This window comes from Ruegeria sp. AM9 (assembly GCF_056540565.1).
Window position 1 is genome coordinate 42,662 of sequence record NZ_JBQFWY010000008.1, and the last position, 19,250, is coordinate 61,911.

Annotated in this window: 21 protein-coding genes and 1 pseudogene; 16 read left to right on the forward strand and 6 right to left on the reverse strand. The window is 60.5% G+C overall.

Translation table 11 applies throughout. From position 1 onward, the window contains the following. Positions 1-115 precede the first annotated feature (115 nt). From rsfS to ACR0DO_RS14015, 3 genes are read left to right on the forward strand one after another with little or no spacing between them, the layout of a single operon-like run. Complete coding sequence (gene rsfS, locus ACR0DO_RS14005) at positions 116-475, forward strand: ribosome silencing factor (RefSeq protein WP_170327847.1); 360 nt, start codon at positions 116-118, stop codon at positions 473-475. A gap of 44 nt (positions 476-519) precedes the next feature. Then, on the forward strand, positions 520-990 hold the full coding sequence (gene rlmH / locus ACR0DO_RS14010) for a 23S rRNA (pseudouridine(1915)-N(3))-methyltransferase RlmH (protein WP_480559590.1): 471 nt from the start codon (positions 520-522) through the stop codon (positions 988-990). A gap of 1 nt (position 991) precedes the next feature. Then, on the forward strand, positions 992-1,477 hold the full coding sequence (locus ACR0DO_RS14015; RefSeq protein WP_480559592.1) for a flavodoxin family protein: 486 nt from the start codon (positions 992-994) through the stop codon (positions 1,475-1,477). 3 nt (positions 1,478-1,480) lie between these two features. Here ACR0DO_RS14015 and ACR0DO_RS14020 read toward each other — a convergent pair whose 3' ends face one another. Both ACR0DO_RS14020 and ACR0DO_RS14025 read right to left on the reverse strand, forming a co-directional pair. After that, positions 1,481-1,828: a hypothetical protein gene (locus tag ACR0DO_RS14020; protein WP_480559594.1), complete on the reverse strand. Its 348-nt coding sequence runs from the start codon at positions 1,826-1,828 to the stop codon at positions 1,481-1,483. Between the two features lie 35 nt (positions 1,829-1,863). Continuing rightward, entirely contained in the window at positions 1,864-2,574 is a 711-nt protein-coding gene (locus ACR0DO_RS14025) for a DUF599 domain-containing protein (protein WP_480559596.1), read from the reverse strand. An 81-nt stretch (positions 2,575-2,655) separates the two neighbouring features. Here ACR0DO_RS14025 and ACR0DO_RS14030 point away from each other — a divergent pair, with 81 nt between their 5' ends. The 6 genes from ACR0DO_RS14030 (at position 2,656) to ACR0DO_RS14055 (ending at position 8,893) form a co-directional block, all read left to right on the forward strand. Further along, positions 2,656-4,095: an FAD-linked oxidase C-terminal domain-containing protein gene (locus ACR0DO_RS14030; RefSeq protein WP_480559598.1), complete on the forward strand. Its 1,440-nt coding sequence runs from the start codon at positions 2,656-2,658 to the stop codon at positions 4,093-4,095. A gap of 64 nt (positions 4,096-4,159) precedes the next feature. Then, a complete protein-coding gene (glcE, locus tag ACR0DO_RS14035; protein WP_480559600.1) occupies positions 4,160-5,260 on the forward strand; it encodes a glycolate oxidase subunit GlcE in 1,101 nt (366 codons plus the stop codon). A 4-nt stretch (positions 5,261-5,264) separates the two neighbouring features. Then, positions 5,265-6,581 (forward strand): glycolate oxidase subunit GlcF, encoded by a 1,317-nt coding sequence (gene glcF, locus ACR0DO_RS14040; protein WP_480559602.1) that lies wholly within the window; start codon positions 5,265-5,267, stop codon positions 6,579-6,581. Between the two features lie 118 nt (positions 6,582-6,699). Beyond that, positions 6,700-7,491: a trypsin-like serine peptidase gene (locus ACR0DO_RS14045; RefSeq protein ID WP_480559604.1), complete on the forward strand. Its 792-nt coding sequence runs from the start codon at positions 6,700-6,702 to the stop codon at positions 7,489-7,491. Beyond that, a complete protein-coding gene (locus ACR0DO_RS14050; RefSeq protein ID WP_480559606.1) occupies positions 7,488-8,303 on the forward strand; it encodes a trypsin-like serine peptidase in 816 nt (271 codons plus the stop codon). Before ACR0DO_RS14045 ends, ACR0DO_RS14050 begins: the two co-directional genes overlap by 4 nt. A 122-nt stretch (positions 8,304-8,425) precedes the next feature. Further along, the gene (locus tag ACR0DO_RS14055) at positions 8,426-8,893 is read left to right on the forward strand and encodes an Hsp20 family protein (protein ID WP_480559608.1); all 468 of its coding nucleotides are present in this window, start codon (positions 8,426-8,428) and stop codon (positions 8,891-8,893) included. Between the two features lie 158 nt (positions 8,894-9,051). Here the strand turns inward: ACR0DO_RS14055 and ACR0DO_RS14060 are convergent, their stop codons facing one another. The 4 genes and pseudogenes from ACR0DO_RS14060 to ACR0DO_RS14075 form a co-directional block, all read right to left on the reverse strand. Next, positions 9,052-9,522, reverse strand: a complete 471-nt coding sequence (locus ACR0DO_RS14060; RefSeq protein ID WP_480559610.1) for a hypothetical protein — start codon at positions 9,520-9,522, stop codon at positions 9,052-9,054. Positions 9,523-9,674: 152 nt separating this feature from the next. After that, positions 9,675-11,858, reverse strand: a complete 2,184-nt coding sequence (locus tag ACR0DO_RS14065; protein ID WP_480559612.1) for an esterase-like activity of phytase family protein — start codon at positions 11,856-11,858, stop codon at positions 9,675-9,677. Positions 11,859-11,981: 123 nt separating this feature from the next. Then, a pseudogene (locus ACR0DO_RS14070) lies at positions 11,982-12,188 on the reverse strand (aldehyde dehydrogenase family protein); the annotation flags it as partial. An 11-nt stretch (positions 12,189-12,199) separates the two neighbouring features. Continuing rightward, the gene (locus ACR0DO_RS14075) at positions 12,200-12,331 is read right to left on the reverse strand and encodes a hypothetical protein (RefSeq protein ID WP_480559775.1); all 132 of its coding nucleotides are present in this window, start codon (positions 12,329-12,331) and stop codon (positions 12,200-12,202) included. 271 nt (positions 12,332-12,602) lie between these two features. Between ACR0DO_RS14075 and ACR0DO_RS14080 the strand changes: the two genes are divergently transcribed. The 7 genes from ACR0DO_RS14080 (at position 12,603) to ACR0DO_RS14110 (ending at position 19,248) form a co-directional block, all read left to right on the forward strand. Further along, positions 12,603-13,682: a hypothetical protein gene (locus tag ACR0DO_RS14080; protein WP_480559614.1), complete on the forward strand. Its 1,080-nt coding sequence runs from the start codon at positions 12,603-12,605 to the stop codon at positions 13,680-13,682. Then, a complete protein-coding gene (locus ACR0DO_RS14085; RefSeq protein WP_480559616.1) occupies positions 13,672-14,088 on the forward strand; it encodes a hypothetical protein in 417 nt (138 codons plus the stop codon). The genes ACR0DO_RS14080 and ACR0DO_RS14085 overlap by 11 nt, the downstream gene beginning before the upstream one ends. Further along, on the forward strand, positions 14,085-15,203 hold the full coding sequence (locus ACR0DO_RS14090) for a hypothetical protein (RefSeq protein ID WP_480559618.1): 1,119 nt from the start codon (positions 14,085-14,087) through the stop codon (positions 15,201-15,203). The genes ACR0DO_RS14085 and ACR0DO_RS14090 overlap by 4 nt, the downstream gene beginning before the upstream one ends. 90 nt (positions 15,204-15,293) lie before the next feature. After that, positions 15,294-17,225, forward strand: coding sequence for an AAA family ATPase (locus ACR0DO_RS14095; protein ID WP_480559620.1), 1,932 nt, complete (start codon positions 15,294-15,296; stop codon positions 17,223-17,225). Continuing rightward, positions 17,222-17,509, forward strand: a complete 288-nt coding sequence (locus ACR0DO_RS14100; RefSeq protein WP_480559622.1) for a hypothetical protein — start codon at positions 17,222-17,224, stop codon at positions 17,507-17,509. The genes ACR0DO_RS14095 and ACR0DO_RS14100 overlap by 4 nt, the downstream gene beginning before the upstream one ends. Positions 17,510-17,642: 133 nt before the next feature. Next, positions 17,643-18,980, forward strand: coding sequence for a DUF6638 family protein (locus tag ACR0DO_RS14105; RefSeq protein WP_480559624.1), 1,338 nt, complete (start codon positions 17,643-17,645; stop codon positions 18,978-18,980). A 1-nt stretch (position 18,981) separates the two neighbouring features. Continuing rightward, positions 18,982-19,248 carry a hypothetical protein gene (locus tag ACR0DO_RS14110; protein ID WP_170447404.1) on the forward strand — a complete coding sequence of 89 codons (267 nt, stop codon included), beginning with the start codon at positions 18,982-18,984 and terminating at the stop codon, positions 19,246-19,248. Positions 19,249-19,250: the final 2 nt, after the last annotated feature.

The following is a 19,250-nucleotide window of genomic DNA, read 5'->3' on the forward strand; positions in this document are numbered from 1 at the left end:
CTTGTTACCTTATTAGTACCCCTGCGCCGGGGTTTGGCGGCGCGCAGCAAAGGAGGACTATGTCCTGTCTCTACATACCCAGGCGGGTTTGCCCGCCGATGACGGAGCCGGTGTAATGGCTCACTCTCAGTCAATCAGCGACAAGCTGCTTGAACGCATCCTTTCCTCACTTTCCGATGACAAGGCCGAAGACGTCGTGCAGATCAACCTGCAAGGTAAGTCTTCTGTTGCGGATCACATGGTGATTGCCTCGGGTCGGTCGACCCGTCAGGTCGCTGCCATGGCGGAAAAGCTGACGGATCGCATCAAGCAGGAATTCGGTTTCACCTCGAAGGTCGAAGGCAAGGATGCCGGTGACTGGGTGCTGATCGATACGGGCGACGTGATCGTCCATATCTTCCGCCCCGAAGTGCGTGAATTCTACCAGCTGGAAAAGATGTGGCTGCCTCAGGGCGGCAGCGCCTCAGCCAACTGAGGCGCCATCCCGACCTGTATTGAGAGGTCGGAGGCGAGAGAAATATGCGTATCAGCATAGTTGCGGTCGGGCGATTGCGTGCCGGACCGGAGAAAACCCTGCTTGACGATTACATGACCCGTTTCGACCGGACCGGCCGCGCGCTGGGCCTTGGTCCTGCACGGGTGATCGAGGTCGAAGACAAGAAAAACGCCGGCATGGGCGCAGAAGCTGCGCTGCTGCGCAAGGCCCTGCCCAAGGGCGCTGTGATTTGCACATTGGACGAGCGCGGACGGGTGATGTCGTCGCCGGATTTTGCCAAGAAGCTGGGCGGCTGGCGCGATGCCGGACGTCAGGATCTGGCGCTGATCATTGGCGGGGCTGACGGAATAGACCCTGATCTGCGCGCCGAGGCCGATTTTTCCATCTCATTCGGGTCGATGGTCTGGCCCCATATGCTGGTCCGTGTGATGCTGTCCGAGCAACTTTACCGGGCCGCAACCATCCTGTCGGGCGGCCCCTATCACCGGGTCTGACATGGCGCAGCTTCTGATCGTTTACCATTCCCGCACCGGCGGAGCCCGGCAGATGGCCGAAACAGCGGCTGAGGCCGCACGCGATGAAGCCGAGACTATTCTGAAACCCGCCGATCAGGCCGGGCCGGACGATCTGCTGCGCGCTGACGGCTATATCTTCTGCGCGCCCGAGAATCTGGCTGCAATTTCGGGTCTGATGAAGGAGTTTTTTGACCGCAGCTACTATCCGGTGCTGGGTCAGATCGAAGGGCGCCCCTATGCGCAGATGGTCTGCGCCGGGTCAGACGGTGAAAACGCAGCCCGCCAGATGGCCCGGATTGCCACCGGCTGGCGCCTGAAAGAGGTGCAGCCACCGCTGATCATCTGCACCAACGCGCAGACGCCCGAGGCGATCTTGGCAGAAAAGACCATCCCCGACGATCAGCTGGAAAAATGCCGCGAAATCGGCGCCGCCCTAGCTGCAGGTCTGAGCCTGGGCGTGTTCTGAGCCTCAGTTCAGATCGACTACCGTGGTGCCGTCGTTCCAGCCATCCACATTGCACCGCGCCTGAACCTGCACTTGCGTAGCACCCTCGGGGATCACGACACCACTGAGTGAGCGGGTAAAGGGCTGCTCGGTCTCATGCGGATGGTGCAGCACGCGCATCCCCAGCTCATTGCCGTCCATGTCCAATACGCGCCACCCGTCGGCGTAATGATCCCAGCCGGTATCCGGATGGCGGATCGTTACGTCGAATCGCCATGTATCGCCGCTCTGACGGGCCGAGACAGTCTCGATCACGGCGGGATCGGCAAAGGCGGGTGCGGCCAGAACGGCGCTGAGAATCAGATGTCGCATTAGGTGACCATACGGGGCGATGCGCGGCGGCGTCATCACGACTCTGTGTTGGGTGGCAGGGTCAACAGCACCGACCGGGAATGGGATGCGAATTCGCGCCGGTACAAAACGCCCAGAGTGATGACCGTGCCGAGTATCAGGGCGAGCGGGCCCAAAATCCACGCCAACGAAGCCAGCGCAAAATAGGTGACACGCAGGCCGCGATTGAAACTGCGCGCAGCGGTGACGCAAATCTCGGCCGCTTGCGCGGCACGGGGATAGGCTCGCGGGTCTTCGGGGTCGTTCGGGACTGCAGCCATCAGCACCGCGCAATAACCAAACAGCCGATGCGCCCAGACATATTTCAGGAACGCGTTGGCCAGAAACAGGATCACCACGAGAATCTTGATCTCCCACACCAGCGCCGGGGCGCTGCCGATGGCGAGATCGCTGGCGACCCCGGCCAGCCGTTCGGTATTTCCCAACAGCGCCAGCCCACCCCCGATGGCGATCATCGTGGTTGACGCAAAGAAAGTGCTGCCCTGCCGCATCGCCGCCACGACCTGCGCGTCAAACATCCGGGGCTGCCGCGTGACCATCTCGTGCATCCAGCTGCGCCGGAAGTCGTCCATCATCATCGCGACCGATTGCCGGTTTGGCGCGGGATGCTCGATCCGCCAGCCGATCCATTGCCACGTGCCCAGCAAGAGCAGCACGGCGGCATAATCCAGTGTTGAGAACAAAAGGGCGCGGTCGATCCAGGTCATGGCGGCGACAGTAGGGCCAGAGATCGGAACTTGCCAGACGAGTAAATTGGTAATATTATTTTACCAAACGGAGGATCAGCGATGGAAATGCCCCGGCCAAACCCCGAAATCCTGGCGCGCAAGCAGGCGGTGCTGTCGCGGCTGTTGCAGGTGCTGCCTGCGGACGCGGTGATTCATGACCCGGCTGAGACCCGCGCCTATGAATGTGACGCGCTGACCGCCTATCGCTGCCCGCCGATGCTGGCGGTGTTGCCGTCGACTACGCAAGAGGTCTCGGACGTGCTGCGCATCTGCCATGACGAGGGCGTGCCGGTGGTGCCGCGCGGCTCGGGCACATCGTTGGCGGGCGGGGCGCTGCCCACCGCGGATTGTGTCATTCTGGGCGTTGCCCGCATGAATGAGGTGCTGGAGACCGACTATGACAACCGCTTTATCCGCGTTCAGACCGGCCGCACCAACCTGAGCGTGACCGGCGCGGTGGAAGAAGGGGATTTTTTCTACGCGCCCGACCCGTCCTCGCAACTGGCCTGCGCGATTGCAGGGAATATCGCGATGAACTCGGGTGGGGCGCATTGCCTGAAATACGGCGTGACCACCAACAACCTGCTGGGCGTGAAAATGGTGATGATGGACGGTAGCGTGGTCGAGATCGGCGGCGCATATCTGGACGCGAGCGGGCTGGACCTGCTGGGCGTCATCTGTGGGTCCGAAGGGCAGTTGGGTGTGGTGACCGAGGCGACGCTGCGCATCCTGCGCAAGCCCGAGGGGGCGCGGCCGGTGCTGATGGGCTTCGATGACAACGAGGTCGCGGGGCAATGCGTGTCCGACATCATCAAGTCCGGCATCCTGCCGGTTGCGATTGAGTTCATGGACACGCTCTGCATTAGGGCTTGCGAGAACTTTGCCCATGCGGGCTATCCGGATTGCCACGCGCTGTTGATTGTCGAAGTCGAAGGGTCGGAAGCCGAGATCGACGATCAACTGTCGAAAATCATCGAGATCGCCAGGCGCCATAATCCGGTGGAGTTGCGCGAAAGCCAGTCGGCCGAGGAAAGCGCTAAGATCTGGCTGGGGCGCAAATCGGCGTTTGGTGCGATGGGTCAGATGAATGATTACATGTGCCTGGACGGAACGATCCCGGTGTCTTCGCTGCCTGAAGTCCTGCGTCGAATTGGAGAGTTGAGCGCGGAATACGGCCTGCCCGTAGGTAACGTATTCCATGCCGGCGACGGTAATATGCACCCGCTGATCCTGTTCGATGCGAACAAACCCGGCGATCTGGAGAAATGCGAGGCGTTTGGCGCCGATATCTTGAAGCTCTGTGTCGATGTGGGCGGTTGCCTGACCGGTGAGCACGGCGTGGGCATCGAAAAACGGGACCTGATGTCCCATCAATATGCGCCTGCGGACCTTGAGGCGCAGATGGCCGTCAAGGATGTGTTCGATCCCAAATGGCTGCTGAACCCCGCCAAGGTGTTTCCGCTGGAGGTATCCGATGCGCGGCGGATGGCTGCGGAGTGAGGGGCGCTGCCCCCGACGCGCGCTGCGCGTCTCCCCCGGAGTATTTTTAAAAAGATGAAGAGATATGAGAGCTGAGACAGAGGCCGAACTGGCCGAGATGGTGGCCGGGCTGACGGAACCGGTGCGAATTGTCGGCGGTGGCACGCGTGGGGTTGGTGGGCCGGAGGCCACGCTTGAGACCTCGGGGCTGAGCGGGATTACCCTCTATGAGCCGGGTGCGCTGACCCTTGTGGCCAAGGCAGGCACGCCCGTGGCCGAGATTGAGGCCGCCCTAGAGGCGGAAGGGCAGCAGCTGGCGTTTGAGCCGATGGATCATCGCGGGCTGCTGGACACCAATGGGGCGCCGACCATTGGCGGTGTGGTGGCCGCCAATATCTCGGGTCCGCGCCGCATTCAGGCCGGGGCCTGCCGCGATTTCCTGTTGGGCGTCCGCTATGTCGATGGCATGGGGCAGGTGATCAAGAATGGCGGTCGGGTGATGAAGAACGTGACCGGCTACGATCTGGTCAAGCTGATGGCAGGGTCGTGGGGCACGCTTGGGATTCTGACTGAGGTGTCGCTGAAGGTGCTGCCCAAGCCCGAGGCCGTTGCGACCCTTGCCGTGCATGTCGCGAATGCCGGCGATGCGGTTCAGGTCCTGTCTGCGGCGTTGAAATCCCCGTTCGAGGTCAGTGGGGCCGCCTACGACCCGCAAGACGGACAGGCGCTGTTGCGGGTTGAGGGGTTTTCGGATTCGGTGACCTACCGGACAGAACGCTTGAATTCCACGCTGTCGGTATTCGGTGAGATCACCGAGGCCTCGGACGCTGCCGATCTATGGCGAAATCTGCGCGATGTCGGGCCGTTTCACGGGCGCGAGGGCGACGTCTGGCGGATGTCGGTCAAACCAACCGATGCGCCCGATATCGTGACTCGGCTTGAGGCGGATCAAACCCTGCTGGATTGGGGCGGAGGCCTGATCTGGGCGCGTGCGCCCAAAGGCAGTGACCTGCGCGCACGGCTGGGCGGGTTCAGCGGCCATGCGACGCTGGTGCGCGCAGATGCCGAGACCGCTGGCGCGCTGGGCCAGTTTCAGCCTGAACCTGCTGATATTCAGGCTCTAACACAGGGTTTGAGGGCGCGTTTTGATCCACGCGGTGTCTTTAATCCGGGGCTGATGGGGTAGGCGGATGCAGACGACGTTCACCGAAAAACAACTGCAAGATCCCGCGATCCAGCGCTCGAACGAGATCCTGCGCAGCTGCGTGCATTGCGGGTTCTGCACGGCCACCTGTCCGACCTATCAGGTGCTGGGGGATGAGCTCGACAGCCCGCGCGGGCGCATCTACCTGATCAAGGACATGCTGGAAAACCAGCGTGTGCCGGACGAAAAGACCGTCAAGCACATCGACCGCTGCTTGTCCTGTCTGGCCTGCATGACGACCTGCCCTTCGGGTGTGCACTACATGCATCTGGTCGACCACGCACGGGAATATATCGAGGCCAATTACAAACGCCCTTTCACCGATCGCGCGCTGCGCTGGGTGCTGGCGCAGATTCTGCCCTATCCGATGCGGTTCCGCTGGGCGCTGATCGGGGCCAAGCTGGGCCGGCCGTTCCGGTTCCTGATGCCCGACGCCCGGCTGCGGGCGATGCTGGACATGGCGCCGAAACACATCCCTCCGGTCAGTCGCAATGACGACCCGCAGAGTTTTGCGCCCAAGGGGCCGCGTATCAAACGGGTGGCGCTGATGACGGGATGCGCGCAAAAGGCGCTGAACACCGATATCAACGACGCAACGATCCGCCTGCTGACGCGGTTGGGGTGTGAGGTCGTGGTGGCCGAAGGTGCCGGGTGCTGTGGTGCGCTGACTCATCACATGGGCAAGGTGCAGGATAGCCATAAAGCGGCGGAGGCCAATATCAGAGCTTGGACAACCGAGATGAATGGCGAAGGTCTGGACGCCATCGTCATCAACACCTCGGGCTGTGGCACCACCGTCAAGGATTACGGCCACATGTTCCGTAACGATCCACTGGCCGAAGATGCGGCGCGGGTGTCGGGCATTGCGATGGATATCAGCGAGCTGCTGGTGCAATTGGACCTGCCCGAAGGCACCGACAAGGGCTTGATCGTCGCCTACCACGCGGCCTGTTCCCTGCAGCACGGGCAAAAGATCAAATCCCACCCCAAGAACCTGCTGAAACGGGCAGGTTTCGTCGTGTTAGAGCCTGTTGACAGCCATCTGTGCTGTGGCAGCGCGGGAACGTATAACCTGATGCAGCCTGAAATCTCGGGCCAGTTGAAACAGCGCAAGGTCAGAACGCTTGAGGCGAAGAACCCCGATGTGATCGCTGCGGGCAATATCGGCTGCATGATGCAGATCGGATCAGGCACGGATGTGCCCGTTCTGCACACGGTCGAACTGTTGGACTGGGCGACCGGCGGTCCCAAGCCAAGGGGCCTGCAAACCGGTCAGACGCCCGAGGTTCCGATCCTCAGATAAGCGCGGATGATGCAGCGGTGCATCAGGTTCCGGGGGAAAGCGTATGCGACGCAACTGCCCTATTTTCGCCCCACCAGGGCCGTAGGAAGGTAAGCCAACAGCAACGCCGGAGAACCGCTTGCGAAACTGGATCAGGGCATTCGCGCTGGCATTGATGCCGATGGCCGCCATGGCGCAGGACAGCGGGCTGAAAAGCCTGGACACCACCGATGCCGGGCGGGCGTGGATGGCTGTGGGCCGTCTGGACATCAACGGTGCGGGGTTCTGTACCGGCACGCTGATCTCGCCGACTTTGGTCCTGACCGCCGCCCATTGCCTGTTCGACAAGGCGACGGGCCGGCGGATCGATCTGTCCGAGGTCGAGTTTCTGGCCGCGTGGCGTCTGGGCCGGGCCTCGGCTTACCGGGCGGCGCGGCAGGCGGTGATTCACCCGGACTACCGCTATAGCCGTGAAACCCCGACGGCGCGGCTGGCCAATGACATCGCCCTGATCGAGCTGTGGCAACCCATCCGCAATACCACCGTGATTCCCTTTGAAACCGGCGACCGGCCGCACCGGGGCGCCGAGGTGGGCGTGGTGTCCTATGCGCGGGACCGGGCCGAGGCACCCTCGCTGCAAGAGGTCTGCTCGGTCATGACCCGCCGGTCCGATGTGCTGGTGATGTCCTGCGATGTCGAGTTCGGATCGTCCGGCGCGCCGGTGTTTTCCTTTGACGGCGACCGCCCGCGCATCGTGTCGGTGGTGGCCGCCAAGGCGGAATTCAACGGTCAGCGGGTCTCGGTCGGCACAGCGGTCGAGGGGTCATTGCCTCTGTTGCAGGCCGAACTGTCGGCCGGTCGCGGATTTCTGGCCGATACACCCAATGGAGCGCGCAACAGGAATATTGGCGCGAGGTTCATCAAACCGTGACACGATTTCTTCTGAGCGCCCTGCTGGGCTTGTCGGTCCTAGCCACCGCGTCCCATGCCCAAAGCAGCAAGCGCGAGCTGACCGACCGCGAGGACCTGTTCGGCTGGGAAGCCATTGGCCGTCTGGACTTTGGCACGCGCGGATTTTGCACGGGTACGCTGATTGCGCAGGATCTGGTTCTGACCGCTGCCCATTGCGCGATCGACAAGAAGACGGGCAAGACCTATACCCCGGGCGAGGTGACGTTCCGGGCCGGTCTGAGCTATGGTAAGTCGCTGGCCGACCGCGACGTTGTTCAGATCGCGGTGCATCCGGATTACCTTAACCACCCCGAGCTTTCGGCCGCGTCCGTGCGGGCAGATGTTGCCCTGATGCGGCTGGAACAGCCCATTCCCTATTCCGTGGCCGATCCCTTTGTGCTGTTCAACGGCGGCGTGGCGGGAAAAGAGGTCAGTCTGGCCTCATACGGGCGCGGCCGGTCCGAGGCGATCACCCGCGAACGGTCTTGCAACATTCTGCAAAGACGGCAGGGGCTGATCACCTTCAACTGTGACATCACCTTTGGGTCGTCCGGGTCGGCGCTGCTGGCCCGGAACGGCCCCCGCTGGCAGATTCTGTCGGTTGTTTCCGCGGTCGGAACCGACGGGCGGCAAAAGGTCGGTTTCGGGATGGAACTGGCTGGAATCATTTCGGAACTCAAGTCCGATCTGCGCCGCGATGCACCCAAACCCAAGGCCGCGATCCGGCGGTTGCAGGTGGGGTCGGGTAAGTCAAATTCCGGTGCTAAATTCATCTCGTCCGGCGGGTCTTGAACTCGGTCAAAATGCTCCCCATGTGATTTGTACCGGGTCGCCGCAAACGGGGCCCGGCAGACTGAACCGCCCGTCCGAACGGAGGGCAAAACACAGATCGCTCAGACATGAGGATATGACATATGCGTACTTTTGATTTTGCACCGCTGCACCGCGCCACCATTGGGTTCGACCAGATCGCCGACATGATGGATCGCGTCCTGACCAATGACGTGGCTCAGCCCAGCTATCCGCCTTACAACATAGAAAAAACCGATGTCGATACCTATCGCATCTCGGTCGCTGTCGCCGGTTTTTCCGAACAGGACCTGTCGGTCGAAGTGAAGGAAAACGCGCTGATCGTTGCCGGCAAGAAAGCCGCCGAGGACAAAGATCGCAGCTACCTGCACCGTGGCATCGCCACCCGCGCGTTCGAGCGCCGTTTTGCCCTGGCCGATCACGTGCGCGTCACCGGCGCGAGCCATGAAAACGGCATGCTGAACATCGACCTGAAGCGCGAAGTGCCCGAGGCCCTGAAACCGCGCCGGATCGAGATTTCTTCGGCCAAGGCCATCGAAAAGGACGTGGTCGACGCCAAAGCCGTGAACTGAGGCCGTTGACCCCAAAGCGACAGTCCCGCCTCTCTGGACTGTCGCAGACTGCACGCCCCGCGCACCTCCAGGCGCGGGGCGTTGTTTTTATTTAGATGTATGTTCGCTTTGGGTAACAAAGCTCAAATTTCAAATTTAGTAGAGAAATTCACCTGACCTTATGGCTCAGGCGCGCGACCTACTCGAATTACACCTTCATCTACGTCGCGAACAAAGTACTGCACCAGATTTCCGCTTGGGCCAAACAGCAACGCCTTGCTTCCAAAAAGACCCGACCCGCCAAATCGGGCGGTGACGGTTTTTGTTTCAGGTCCGGGAATATCATTTGCCTCGGTGCGCTGCCCGCCTGCTTCGCAGCTGACATATGTGATCAGAGCCCGACCGGACGAGTCGACGGGGATATCCACCTTTGCCGGTGTCGCAAAGGATCTGTCAAAATCGGACCCGCGCACCGTACAGTTTGCTGTGATCTGTACTCCGGTGTCCTCTGCGCTGAAGGCAATCGCCCGTGTTTTGACGGCGGCTGGCGGTGAAGCGGCATCTACTGGTTTTGGTTCAGGAGAAGTCGGAGCGGATGTGGTGTTGCATGCGGCCAGTGCAAGGCAGCCAAAAAGAAAAAGAGAACGCATTATTTTACCCCGTTTCCAATGCTTTAGAGATGACTAAAAACGTTGTAGTCCCAGAGTTCAAGGTCGATTTTTGCCCGAACCGGAAACCGTTTTGCAACCAACAAAACCCCGCGTAGTTCGTACGCGGGGTTTTTCGCTCAAAGGACCGAAATTCAATTCCCGGCCGTCACCGACCCGATCGACCAGAACATCGTCTCGCCCGAGGCATCGTCGACGCCGTCATTGTCGGTCATCACGAACGCCTCGCCCGAGGGCAGGATGGCCAGACCTTCGATCTTGTCCAGGACATAGCCTCCGGTCGTGGTCAGGTCGGGCAGTAGGTCGCGGACCTCTTGCTTGCTGACCACGGGCAGCGGACCACCCAGTGCGGCTGGAGTCATCTCGGACAGCGGGATGCGGTAGATCTTCTTGGTCACCGCACGGTGGTCATGCTGGTTGTCGCGTTCGATGACGTAGACATGATCGCCGAAGGCCACGATTTCCGACAGGCCGACCCAACCGGTTTCCGGGTCCGCCTTGGGATAGTGCACGGCACCCCATTCCTTGGTGTCCAGATTATAGGCCACCAGTTTCACGTGGTTTTCCGGGTCGTCCTTCCATTCGCGCTGCACCGCCATCCACAGGGTGTCGCCCACCTTGGTGACGCCCTCAAAGCCAAAGCGTTTTTCGACCGCCATCAGTTCCGGCGGCAGGCCGATTTCTCCCTTGCGGTCTTTGATCAGACCATCGGCTGAGACATGGTAGATCGCGTGCGGGATGACGCGGTCGGTGCGGCCTTCGGAGGCGACATAAAAACCGCCGTTGCCGTCCAGCGTGATGCCCTCAAGATCCAGCTTCTGCGCCGGGTTGCCGTCTTGACGGTGAATGCGGATCACATCCACGATGCGGGCAGGCTGCTGGCTGGGGTCGATCTTGAAGATCGAGGGCTGGAAGCCGTAGAAGCTGTCGTTGACCGCGTAGATCATGCCGTCCTCACCTGCGACCAGACCGGACAGAGCGCCCCAGCCGATCAGTTCATCCGCGCCCTCCGAGGTCAGATGCGGGTAAGCGGCGGGGGCGTCCTGATACTCGAAGACTGAAACATGCGCGCGCGGGCCGCCATCTTCGATCAGGTCTTTTTCATTGGCCGAGATCAGCAGGTTACGTTCCGGGATCGCAACGTAACCTTCCGGGCCAACGCCCGAGGGCAGCAGCTGTTTCAGAACCGGGTTAGCCGGATCGGTGGCGTCATAGACCCCCACGACCGAGGCGCGCTCGGCGCCCACAAAAATCATCGGTGTGCCGCCAAAGGTCGCTGCGGTCACGCTTTCGGGCTCAACCCCTTTGCTGTCCGAGCGTTTGTCCGGATAGTGGCCGATCTGGATGATGGCTTTCTCGAACTCCGTGCCGTTTTCGTAAACAACCGTCCCGTCCTTGTGGAAGATCGTCCAACCGCGCGAACCGCCCTGGTAGTCGCCTTCGTTGGCTGTGGCGAAGTGATTGTCGTCGATCCATTTCACCGCATCAGGCTCGCGCAGGCGGCCCGGCTGGCTTTCGGTGAAGATCAGCGCGCCGCGCTCATCGGTGGCGTCGATGCCTTCCAGATCAACGCTTCCGGCCGAGAAATGGCTGATCACGGTGCCGTTCTTATCGACAACGGCGATGTGGTTGTTTTCCTGCAAGGTGACGACGGTTTCGCCCAGGCCGTTGATGTCCACAAATTCCGGTTCAGGATCGGTCGGCGCAACCTTGGCCAGACCGGTCAGCGCAGCCATCTTCATGCCCGCACAATCCAGCGCGCCGTCTTTCAGCGGTACCAGCGCTAGCGACCCGGCAGGCAGCTGCGGGATCACGCCGTCATTCAGGTCTTCGTCGCGTTCGTTTTCGATCGCGACGGCGACAAAGCTACCATCGGGGGCGATGGCGACGCTGTCGGGCTGACCGCCCAGATCGCAAGCACCGGTTTCCGCCTTGCCCGCAATATCGACCGAGATCAGCTTGCCCGACGGGGCGGTGTAACTATCGGAGGTGTTCACACCGACAAAAGCCGTCGCGCCGACAATCCCCACGGAGGTCGGCTCTCCGCCTACGGCCATTGCACCCAAGGGCGCCGGGTTTGCAGGGTTGGTGATGTCGATCATCCCGATCGCGCCCAGCGGGCTGTCGGTGTAAACCAGCGTCATGCCATCTGCGGTGGCCGCGATGATCTCGGGCGAGGTTTCGCGGTTTGTATCCGCCCCCTCGGCCATGTTCTTGACGACAGGAAAAGACGCAATTCGGTTGAAATTCATCTCTGCCACGGCCTGACCGGCGGTCAGGGCAAGGGCAGATGTCAGGCAGACAGCGCGCGACGACATCGGTGGATTTCCTCTCTCAGTTGGATGTGAGGGGGGATGGACCGGGATCGTTGCGGTGTCGTGACAGTTTGGCTTCAGTTTTGTGACAAACGCGGTCTCCGCCGGAATGGTGGCCGGTTGCGATCAGACCGACATGCAGATGTATTTCATCTCTAGGTAATCCTCCATGCCGTGATGGCTGCCTTCGCGGCCCAGACTGGATTGCTTGACGCCGGTGACGATGGTGGGCTGAAAGAAGGTGCCGTCCAGATCATGCGGCAGACCGCCGGTCAGAACGACGGCGCTTTTTTCGGTGGCATCGGAGATATGATTCTGCACTTTGGCCACGGCCTAATCACTGATCAGCGGGCAGGGTTGGTCACGGCAAAGGTGCCGTTGTCGCCATCCACCCTTTGGCCGCCGACATAGGCTTTGGTCACCAGCAGATCGGGGTTTTTCAGGATCGATTTCAGGTCGGTTGTTGCGTCCAGCATGGCTCGGCCTCCGGCAGGAATAGGGGTCACGGACACCTAATCAGGTGGGGCTGGAGTGCCTATGTCCACTGTGTCCTGCGGGTCATTCCAGAATTGACAAAAAAACCCGGCTTTGCGGATGTCCAACAGATCGCAATCGGCGGCATCATGGCGCTATCTTTTTTGTGATGAGTTTGCCAAAGTCTGGATGAATTTTGGACCCAGGGGGATGTAAATCATCGTAACATTCCCTATCTTATGGGTAATTAAAGAAAAAAAGGGGATAGCAGAGATGTCGAACCAGCAATTCGAAGCGTTGATTCAGGAAACGCAGACCAAAGTGCGGGAAAGCCAGTCGCAGATCGAGGGGCTGACGAGCCGGATCGAAGCCGCACGCGCCAAAATCGGCACGGCCGAGGCGGATATCGACATCGAAAACGCCACGCTTGAGGATGTGCACGCCCATACCGAGGTGATGAACGCCAACATCGCCGAGCTGATCATGGGGCTGGACGATGTCACCAACGCATTTTCCAAGGATTTCGACGAGATGCGCTCGAAAACCGGGTGGGAGTCGTTTGTCGGCATCTTCTCACGCGGCAAATCGGAATCGATGCGGCAGGAACGCATGCGCACCGCCAATATCGACGACAAGCTGCAGGACCTGATCGCCAAATCCGATGTGATCGTGAAACTGCTGGAAGGGCAGCTGTCGGTGCTGGAAGAACAGCGCGTGAAGGTCGAAGACAACCTGAGCGGCACGCTGGACGACCGCGAGGCCACCGTGGCCGAGCTGGAGGCGCTGCGCACTGAGATTCAAGGCATGGACCCGGCGATCATCACGCTGGAGAACAAGATCAGCGTCGAACAGGACGCCGCCGCACGGACCCAGCTGGAGACCGAACTGGCCGAGTTGAACAAGCAATACAACGCCAAGGTTCAGGAAGAGCAGGTCAAGCTGGCCAAGTCGCAAACACTTGAGCGCTATATCGAAAAGGGCAAGACCTGGGTCGATTCGCTACAGAACCAGGCGGCGACGCAGATGGTGCTGATCAACAAGCTGCAGACAGACACGCAGCAGCGCGTGGTGCTGTATGACGCCCTGACCAAATCGCTGAAAACCGCGCAGCAGCAGGACGTCGCCCACCGCATCAACGAGATCGGCGTACAGACGGATCAAGAGGCGCAAACCGCGATGGCCGCCATCGGCACCGCGACCAATCAGAAGATGGCCGACATGCTCGAGGCGCATGAGGACCACATGGTCTTTGCCCGCGACGTGCTGGAGAAAAAGGCCAAGGCGGATGAACGCTTTGCCCGCCGCTTTGCCTCGATTGTCGAGAAGCATGATAAGAACCTGTATGGGGGTTGAGAGCGTGCGTTACTCCGCACGAGACATCTCTCTAGCCGTGTTGGCAATTCTAACAGTGGCCCTCGCAGTTGCATTTGGTGTTGGACTGATTGCGGATATTCCAACGTTAAGTGTAATTGCGATTTGGACCCTGCTACCGAGCAAGCTTTTGATCTCGATTTTCGCGGCGCCAGCCGAAGAACTAGACCGGCATATTAGCTTTGGAGAAGCAGTTCTCACAAAAAAATTGTGGCAAAAGTACAGAAGAGAATGGGCTCTGCCCTTCGCAGGTATGTTCCTGGGAATTCCGTTGTTTTTGCAATGGGGGCTGCCTGCGAGCGGTATCGTTGGGCTCTATCTGTTTATTTTTGTAGCTCAACTTGAAGATTGCAGGACAAAAAATTTGTCGCTCACATATGCCCAATGACTGACCCCACCCAAGACCATGTTGGCCTGACCGACACCTTCGCCTCGCGCCGCTATTTCCGCAAATTCGAGGTGATCACCGTCCACCTCCTGCGCGTGGCCGCGACGATGGAGGCGGAGGGCGCGATCAGCAAACAAGAGGTGCGGATCGTGTCGCGCTACCTCTCGGGGCTGCTCTACACTTTCCGCGCGCTTTCGATGAAATACCTTCTGGTCGGGCGCGACACGGGGCGGTTCTTTGGCAGCCTCGCGATGGATAAGCGCGACAGCGGGTTTCCGGTGGCGGCTGAATTGCTAACCATGGCCAATGACGCGCAGCAGGCGCAGGTGCATCTGGCGAATATGCCCTCGGAAGATGATCTGAAAACCGACATGGTGCGGACGATCATTGGCGACCGGGACATCCCCACCAAGCTGCAATTCGCGCTGTCTCAAAGGCTCTATTACGAGGAGTTGCTGAAAGGTCAGCTGTTCTGGACCCGCAATGATCCTGAATGTCATTGGGTCGGGAATGAGGGCGACCGGCGCAAGTTCCTGATCCATTGGGCGGTTTATGACAGCCAGATCAACCTGCCGGTCATCTACCTGATGCAGCTGGAGGATAGCGGCAAAACGGCCTTGCCCAAGGACCAACGGCGATGGCCCGAGGTGCAGGCGCATCTCATGGCGCAATCTCTGGGCGGGCTGAAACTGGTGACCATCGCCAAGGGGTTCGATCAGGATTTCGACGACCTGCACCCAAAGCATCTGCGCCGCATCCACGTGGGGCCGATGTATTCCTCTGCCTATACCGAGCAATCCGGTCCGCTGCGGCAGGTGCTGGAGGACGCGCAGGCTCCGCAGGGGCAGGATTGGGCTTTGGCCTGGACCACCGAGGAGTTGGAAAGCGAAGAGGTGATCGAAGAACGCGCCGGGTGGTTCTCGACAGTTGAGCGTGAAGTGTTCGCTTTGGATCCGTTCGGCGGGCAGGGGGCCGAGACCGGGGCCACGCGTACCCAAAGGTCGATCATTCTGCCTCAGCGTCCGTTTCAGGTGCTGGCCGAGCGCAACCCGCCGGGCTTTGGTGACGTGCGCAAATTCGTGGTTAGCAAGACCGGGCAGGTGTTGCGCTACTAGTTTCGCCTCCCCTAACGGACCCATTCCGGGTCCTGCCGGACAACGGGACGAGAGTATTTTTGAAAAGATGAAGCAAGGGCGGTTATTGAGATGAGTTTGACGTCAGATCAGATGGAATTGCGCGAGGCGGATATTCGCAAACACTATCCGGCGGCGACTGCCTTGCTGAACGGATTTGAACATGCGCCGCGGATTGCCAAGGTGGTTGAGGCGGCGGTCGAGCGGTCGCCGGGGGTGTCGACGGGGCGGCGATTCCGGTCCACGACGCCGGGATTGGTGACGCGGCGCACTGCGCGGGCCGACGGGGTGCATCTGGTCGAGCGGATCGAGGCGTCGGATGACGGCGATGCGCTGGTCTCGCCACCGCAGGCCACGACGCAGCAGGCCGTTCGCCGCGCCATTGCCATCGCTCTGGCCGTGGCCGAGGCCTATGCTGAGCAGACGCCGCTGGCCGATCTGAAGCGCGCCAATCTGGCCGGGGATTTGCCTGCCGCCCGAAAGTCCGAGTTCTCGGAACTGCTGACGGCCGAGGCCCTGATCACATCGCACACATTCGGCAATGCACTGGCCTATCTGATGTCTTCGCATCTGGGTGAAACGACGGTGGACATAGGTGAGATCGAAGAGGTTCTGACCGACAATGGCCAACTCGCCCTGCACGGCGCGCTGTGGGAACTGGACCAGACGCTGGCCAAACACGCCCCCGATGATGCCCACCTGATCGCCGCCACCAGCGCCTATGCTGAGCAACTGGTGGACAAGGCTGCTCTGCGCGCCCAGTCCGCAGGTCATCTGGCCCCGTTTCAGAACGCTGCGTGGCATATTGAGGCCGATGATTTGACGATCCGGGGGTTTGAACCAGCCTCCAAAGCCAAATCCACCACCCTGACCATGACGTTCAAAAAACCGAACGAAGTGGTGGGCAACCATATCGCAAAGTATCAGGCGATGAAGCTGGCCAAGATGGTCATGGCCTATGATTTTGACCGGCGTCTCAACCCGTTCGCGGAACTCGGCGGGTTCATCTTTACCTTCATGGGCGACGGCAAACCGGGCACCGGCAAGACCACTCTGATCCAGATGATGGCCGGGCTGATCAATGATTACTGCCAGAACGCGGGCTACCCGTTCCGCTATCAGAACCTGAGCACCGACAATATCGACAGCTATCAGGGCAAGTCCGGCCAGAATGCCAAGGCCTTCATCAACACGATCATCGACCCCTCGGTCATCGGCTTCGGCACCATTGACGACATCGACCAACTGGCAGGCAAACGCGGCGACCGGCAGTCCTCGGCCGGACAACTGGAAATCACAGCCGTGCTGATGGAGAGCTTTGCCGGCGCCAACACCGTCGTGCGTGGCAACTGCACCTTTGGCATGTTTTCGAACTACCCCGAGAATGTCGACGACGCCCTGCGCCAGCGGGCGGGCGCGCGGTTCCTGGTGGACGGGCCGCAGACGCGCGAGGATTACATCGACATCCTGCACCTGCTGATGGGCCGCAACCACGACATCCCGCTGGGCGAGCACGAAGCCTATGCCGCGCAGGAAATCAAAAAAGCCGTCGCCGCCAGTTTCGAAAGCCACTCCCGCCCGCATGAGGACGCTCTGCTGCAGGTCTATGATCGGGTCTCCGGCGATATCGGCCAGATGGACACCATCGCCAAGCTGGGCACCTACCTCAAGGCGATTCAAGCCGCGGATGAACGCTTCACCGGCCGCGCGATCAAGAACATCACCGATGCGGTCAAGGTCCGCGCGATGGATTTCGAACTGCCCGACGAGTGGATGGAAAACCCCGACCTGTTCCTGTTCCGCGACTATGACACCAAGAAAGCCATGATTGAGGACCTGCGCCAGCCGATCACGGTGGACATGGTGATGCAGGAGATCAACCGCTACGCCGACAGCGAATTCCGCTATGCCGACAAGAGCGACGAGGTCGCCATCGAGAACGCGGTGCGCGAGATGGGTCGGATGGAAGAGGCCAAGCGGCGGTATCTGGAGGGGAAGGGGTGACCTATACTTCGTTGTTCGTAGCAGCCGCAGTAGGGTTGGTTGTGCCCTATGCGATTTGGTTTTTGGCACCAATTGTTAGAAAGTCAAAGGTTCTGCATGGCTTGGTGGCAGCCTTGTTGGTCCCGTTGGTGAACTTGCTGATTCTCGTTGTTTTGAATTCACTAGGTCTTGTATCGGTCGAGAGCATTCCACTCTGGCCGATGGCGATGTTCTCTTCAACCGCCTCGATTGGCGTAATCATTGTAGTAGTCGTAAGATTGCATATGCAGAAAGAGGCGTCATGAGCGTTTGGCATAAACGTCAAAAGGTCAACGCGGCGCAGCCGCGACGCGCCCGACCCGCCCCCCAGGGCGGGCGCGTTCCGCACCCACCCTCGGGCCGGGCGCATCGCTACCGTTGCGCGGGAAGGCAATAGCCATGATCCGCCTCATCGAAAAAGGTCTGATGTTCGGCAATCTCGTCCACATCTCCAGCCCGGCTCTGGTCGAGCGGTATAACCGCGCGCTGCAGCATCTGGCGGGCAAGACCACTCAGCTTTCGGATTTCCATGTCGATATCTCGGGCTATTCGCCGGAGGTGGGGATTGAGCTGGACGACCCGCTCTACCTCAACCCCAACGGGGTCAACCGGCAGTTTATCCTGCTGACGACCGAGCAAAAACGCGCGCCTCTGCTGAATGTCAAATTCTCGACCTCGCGCGATATCCTGCGCGAATTCATCGAGATGAACGAGGCGCAGCTGTTCGCCCTGACCGCCACCGATGCGGTGGCCGGAGAGCTGGTGAACTCGGTTTTCAAACTCACCACGCCTGCGGACCTGCTGAACCTGCGCAAGATCGAGATTGAGGCGGACACGGTCGGCGGCACCCTGCGTAAGGCCGAGCAGCTGGCGGGTATGGTCGAACGGTTCAAGACCGAAGAGGACGCCTGGTTCGATGATGTGCTGATCGCCAAGATGATCGAAACCGCCAAGGAAACCGGCGACGTCACCCGCAACCCGGTCCACCTGCGCCACACGGCGTTTGAGCAGCGCAACTTCTGGACGGCGCATTTCGGCGGGCTCTACCTGTTCCCCGATCTGGACTATCCGGCAGCGATCTGCATGGGGGACCGGCCCGATGACGTGCCGATAGACCACGTGTTTGATCCCACGCAGAGGCACCGGATCGCGGCCTTTCTCAACGACAACAATCTGGTCGAGACGATTATCGAGGCACGCGGCGTGAACTCGGCCGCTGTTTTGCAGCAGAAGATGGATTTTCTGACCGTCCACGCCGCCGCAGATGCGGGCGTCAATCTGACCGGGCTGGACCGCAGCGACATGCGCCGTCTGGCGCGAAACCACGCCGACCGCCTGCCCGAGGCTTTTCACGGCCTTGCCCAACTGCTGCGCTGGGCCAGCGATGGCGGGCCGTGGCCGCGCATCACCTCGGACCACCCGGCCTATTTCTACACCCTGCGCGCGGCGGATACGCCCAACCGCGATCTGGTGAACATGCTGCTGGCCGATCTGGCCCCGCTGGACCCGCGCCAGATGTTCATCTGCCATAAAGAGCTGTTCTACAGCACTTATTCCACCTGGCCCGAGGCTAAGAAGGCCTATGTTGCCGACTTCCTCGCGCGCGAGTATCAGGTGGACAAGGCAGGCGCCCGCGCCGCACTGTTCGGCCATGAACCGGACATGAGCGGCGATGATCAGGTCAGCGAGGCGGTGATCGCGCGGGTCGGGCCCTGGGGCGCGTTGAGGAGGGGTTGAGATGTTCGGAGCGATACGCCTGTTTCTGATCCTTTTCGTCATCCAGACGATCGCCTTTTTCGCGCTCTCGTTCTATTCGCGCGGTGTCCGGCGCCGTAAGCTGGAAACCTGGTGGGACGAAAAGGGCAAAACCGGCGACAAGGCCGCGTTTGTCGAACGTGGCCTGCACGTCTATGACAATTCTTTCCGGCGTAAACTGATCCTGGGTGTCTATATTGTGCCTTGGGTGGCGATTGGCGCGCTGATCTATATCGTGAACTACATGTGAGG